Raw genomic sequence first — 3,900 nt, forward strand, 5'->3', positions numbered from 1 at the left:
GCAACTCACGGGCGCGCCGGCCACAGGGGGCGCCGCCCGTGAGTGGGCACGGCTTGCGGCTTACGCTGCTGTGGCTACCGGGGTCGAGGCAGCCGAGAGGGCGGCGGCGGCCAGGGAGAGGGTGGGCTCGACGGCCAGCCCCTCGGCTCCCGTATGTGCCTTCAGCGCCCGGCGCGTCTCGGCGGTCGCCGCGAGGACGGCCAGCGGCGTGCCTGCGGACCGGCACATGCGCTGGGTTCGTACGACGGTGCTCACCGCGGCGGTGCTCAGCGGAGCGTCCGAGAGCTCCAGCATGACGGGCGCGGAGCGGTGGGCGGCGAGGTATCCGTCGATCTCCCAGGCCGCTGCGGCCCGGCCGGCGATGTCCAGATCGGCCCGCACGCGGATGATCAGCACACCGCTCTCGGTCACGTTGAAGGGCAGCACAGACACTCCTTGTCCTCGCGATCACCCTCGGGTGGGTACCGTGCGGATGCCCGCGTCTCGGACCGGTATGCGCGATCTTCACGGTCGGGATCATCAGAGCGTGGAGAAGCGATGGCGGGGGCCCGCAGGCCGTGCCGGATTCTCCTCGGCGACGTAGGCATGGGGTGCCGGGACAGGGGCAGACGGGAGCCCAAGCAGAACGCCCGAGTTCCACCGGGAAGGGAAGACATCCGATGAAGGCGTCCAAGGCCGTGTACAGGCCGGTCGGGCTGGCACTGGGGGCGGCGAGCGGCATGCTTGCCGGGATGGCGTTCAGGCAGGCCTGGAAGGTGATCGAAGGGGAGGGTGACGCCCCGGACGCCACGGACGAGGACCGCTCCTGGAAGGAGATCCTCATAGCGGCCGCCCTCCAGGGCGCGATCTTCGCCGTCGTGAAGGCGGCCGTCGACCGGTCCGGGGCAGTCGCGACCCGGCGGGTTACGGGCACCTGGCCGGGGTAGGCGGGCGGTCCGAAGCTTTCGAGGGGAGTGCTCATGAGTACGGCCAAGGACTTGTGCATCATCGCCGTGGACGAAGGGCCGGGGGCCGGAGTCGGGCAGGGCGACCTGTCGCTCGTGCTCGCGGGTGCCGAACTGATCGATCTCCTCGCCGTGCAGGCCGCTTCTCTGGACGGCGACTCCATCGTGCCGGGCGGCCCGGCCCAGCCGCATGACGAGCTCGTGGCGGAGGCAGGGGCGGCGCTCATCCGGAAGATGCCGTACGAAAGCGTCGAAGACTGGCTGTGGCGCCGCGGCCGGGACCTTTCCGCGACCTACCAGGCAGCCCTCGAAGCCGCCGGCCAGCTGACGCGGGGACGGCGCGCCCTGCTGCCCTTCGGGAACGATCACCTGGAAGTGGCCGAGACGCCCGTCCGGCGCCGGGCCCGGAGCCGGTGGGAGGCGGGCGAGCCCACGCTGCTCGCCCTTGCCAAGGCCGCCGGTGTTGTGGCCACCCGTGACGAGGACGCAGGCGGGCACCAGGATGAAGGAGCCGTCGAGGACGAAGCGGTGGCCACCGTGCTGGCGATCGTCAACGACGCGGTGATGCAGCTGGAAGCCGTGAGACAGCGGCGGTCCATCGAGAACGCGGCCTTCGCCAACGTCTGGCGCACCCCTTAGGGCCCCCGGTCCGGCCTTAAGGCCCCCGGTCCGGTGCATTCGGGGGCCCTGAGGCCGTGGGCCGCCGCCGGGCCGGTTATCGGCCGGTGGGCCTGCCGGACTTGAGCCGGGATGCCTCGATCTCGGCCCAGACGGCCTTGCCGTGTTCGTGGGTGTGCGTGCCCCAGCGGTCGGACAGCCGCTCCACGATGTGCAGACCGTGGCCGCCCGGCATGCCGCGCTGCGGGGCGGGGTGGCGGCGGGGCAGGGTGGTCGTGCCGTCGTAGACCTCGATGCGGAGGTTCTCCCCGGCCGTGAGGAGGAGCTCGTGACAACCGCCCGCGTGGAGGGAGGCGTTGGTCAGCAGCTCGGACACGAGGAGCAGGGCGTCCTCGGAGGTCTCGGTGCCGTCCCAGCCCCAGTCCCGCAGGGCCTCGCGCGTGAACTCGCGGCTCTTGGCCACGGCGCCGCGCACACCCGTCAGGGCGAGCCTGCGGCGCTGTCCTGCGGTGGGAAGGCCCGCGTTCAACGGATCACCCGTTTCAGGTCCGATGGTCTCCACCGAGGTCTTTCACCCCCACGTTGGTACTGGTCCGTGCTCTCTGCGCGCTCCGTGCTCCCTGGCTTTGCACCGGGTCAGTCTAGGCGACCGGGCTTCTCGCGGCGCCGGGGCACAGACGGTGGCGGGCCGCCCGGCCCGTGGGGAGGCCGGCGAAGACCTGCAGGGCGGTCAGGGACGCACGGACGAAGCCGCCCACGCCGGCCCCGTACGCGGGGAGGTCCCGGTAGAGGGGGCCGGGGTGGACGAGCCATTCCTTACTCCGTTTCCTACTCCGTGAGCATGCCGACGCGCAGCCGGGCCAGCGTGCGGGAAAGGATCCGGGACACCTGCATCTGGGAGATGCCGAGCTCCGCGCCGATCTCGGCCTGGGTCTGCTCCTGGCCGAAGCGCATCTGCAGGATGAGCCGGTCGCGGTCGTCGAGCTGCTCCAGCAGGGGGGCGAGGGTGTGGAACTCCTCGAAGAGCTCCATGCCGGGATCGACGGCGCCGTGGCGTTCCGCCGCCGGCCGGGCACTGCGGCCCGCGGACGACCCCTCGTCGCTGTCGGCGGTGGCGTCGAGGGACGTGCTGGTGTAGCCGTTCGCGGCGACCAGCCCGTCGATGATCTCGTCCTCGGACAGCTTCAGGTGGAGGGCGAGTTCCTTGACGGTCGGCGCCCTGCCCAGGTCGTCGCTCAAGGCCTCCTGGGCCTTGGCGAGTTCCGTACGCAGTTCCTGGAGCCGGCGCGGGACGTGCACGGCCCATGTGGTGTCGCGGAAATGGCGCTTGATCTCACCGATGATGTAGGGGAGCGCGAGCGTGGAGAACTCGACCTCCCGGTCGAGGTCGTAGCGGTCGATGGCCTTGATCAGGCCGATCGTTCCCACCTGGATGATGTCGTCCATGTCGAGGCCGCCGCCGAGCACGCGGGCCCGGAAGCGCCGCGCCGCGAACTGGACGAGCGACAGGTTCATTTCGATCAGCGTGTTGCGCGTGTACTGGTACTCGCGCGTGCCCTCCTCCAGCGTGCGCAGTCTCGCGAAGAAGTGCCGCGACAGTTCACGGGCGTCGGTCGGCGCCATCTCGCGGGCGTTCTCGACCTCGACGCGGTCCATGTCCGGCGTTGGCGCCCCCACGATGCCCGGGTCACAAGCAGGAGCTCGTACGGCTGTGGCACTGATGGGTCCTATGACGGTGGCCGAGCGCGACATGGTGGCCACTCCCTCCCGATTGACTGAACAGCTGCCCGGGCACGTGTGCCCCGGCTTTTCCGTCCTACACCCCTCACACGGAACCTTTTTTATTTCCCGGGCCGCGCCGCCCCTCGCGGGAGTCTTACGGGCCATGCGGCGGCCACGTCGATCGAGCGACCAGGCATACTCCGTGAGCGACGAAGTTACAGGTGGCGAGCCGGGAGGCGGGCATGAGCGGAGCAGGGGACGAGTTTCAGCCAGGTGTGGTCGGAGACGGCTACCCGGCGGGGACCGGCTGGGTGGTGGCGGCCCGCGGAGAGCTGGACCAGGACACGCTGGCACCGCTGGAGGAGGCTCTCACCTCGGCCGCGGACCGGTATCCGCTGGTGGTTCTGGACGCGGGTGCCATCACCTTCGGGGACTCCTCCTTCCTGAACCTGCTGCTGCGGCTGCACCACCTGACGACCCTGCGGATCGCCGCCCCCGGCGAGCAGTTGCGCCGGCTCTTCGCCGTGACCGGGGCCGATACGGTCCTGTCCGTGCGCGCGAGCGTCGAGGACGCCACCGGGGCGTGAGCCGCGGCCCGCCGCCCGACCGCGACCCG

General features: G+C 71.1%; 6 protein-coding genes. 3 read left to right on the forward strand and 3 right to left on the reverse strand.

Going from position 1 to position 3,900, the window contains the following annotated elements; all coding sequences use genetic code 11:
- Positions 1-60: 60 nt before the first annotated feature.
- Positions 61-432 carry an STAS domain-containing protein gene (locus ACFWNV_RS39435; RefSeq protein ID WP_383957107.1) on the reverse strand — a complete coding sequence of 124 codons (372 nt, stop codon included), beginning with the start codon at positions 430-432 and terminating at the stop codon, positions 61-63.
- A 227-nt stretch (positions 433-659) separates the two neighbouring features.
- Between ACFWNV_RS39435 and ACFWNV_RS39440 the strand changes: the two genes are divergently transcribed.
- On the forward strand, positions 660-926 hold the full coding sequence (locus ACFWNV_RS39440; protein ID WP_383957110.1) for a DUF4235 domain-containing protein: 267 nt from the start codon (positions 660-662) through the stop codon (positions 924-926).
- A 33-nt stretch (positions 927-959) separates the two neighbouring features.
- Positions 960-1,583 carry a GPP34 family phosphoprotein gene (locus ACFWNV_RS39445; protein WP_383957112.1) on the forward strand — a complete coding sequence of 208 codons (624 nt, stop codon included), beginning with the start codon at positions 960-962 and terminating at the stop codon, positions 1,581-1,583.
- A 76-nt stretch (positions 1,584-1,659) separates the two neighbouring features.
- On the opposite strand, the gene ACFWNV_RS39450 is transcribed toward ACFWNV_RS39445, so the two are convergent.
- Positions 1,660-2,091 carry an ATP-binding protein gene (locus ACFWNV_RS39450; protein WP_383957115.1) on the reverse strand — a complete coding sequence of 144 codons (432 nt, stop codon included), beginning with the start codon at positions 2,089-2,091 and terminating at the stop codon, positions 1,660-1,662.
- A 299-nt stretch (positions 2,092-2,390) separates the two neighbouring features.
- A complete protein-coding gene (locus tag ACFWNV_RS39455) occupies positions 2,391-3,218 on the reverse strand; it encodes a SigB/SigF/SigG family RNA polymerase sigma factor (RefSeq protein ID WP_383957118.1) in 828 nt (275 codons plus the stop codon).
- Between the two features lie 308 nt (positions 3,219-3,526).
- Here ACFWNV_RS39455 and ACFWNV_RS39460 point away from each other — a divergent pair, with 308 nt between their 5' ends.
- The gene (locus ACFWNV_RS39460) at positions 3,527-3,871 is read left to right on the forward strand and encodes an STAS domain-containing protein (RefSeq protein ID WP_383957121.1); all 345 of its coding nucleotides are present in this window, start codon (positions 3,527-3,529) and stop codon (positions 3,869-3,871) included.
- The last annotated feature ends 29 nt before the right edge of the window (positions 3,872-3,900 follow it).

Source organism: Streptomyces sp. NPDC058401 (assembly GCF_042722885.1).
Lineage (GTDB): Bacteria > Actinomycetota > Actinomycetes > Streptomycetales > Streptomycetaceae > Streptomyces.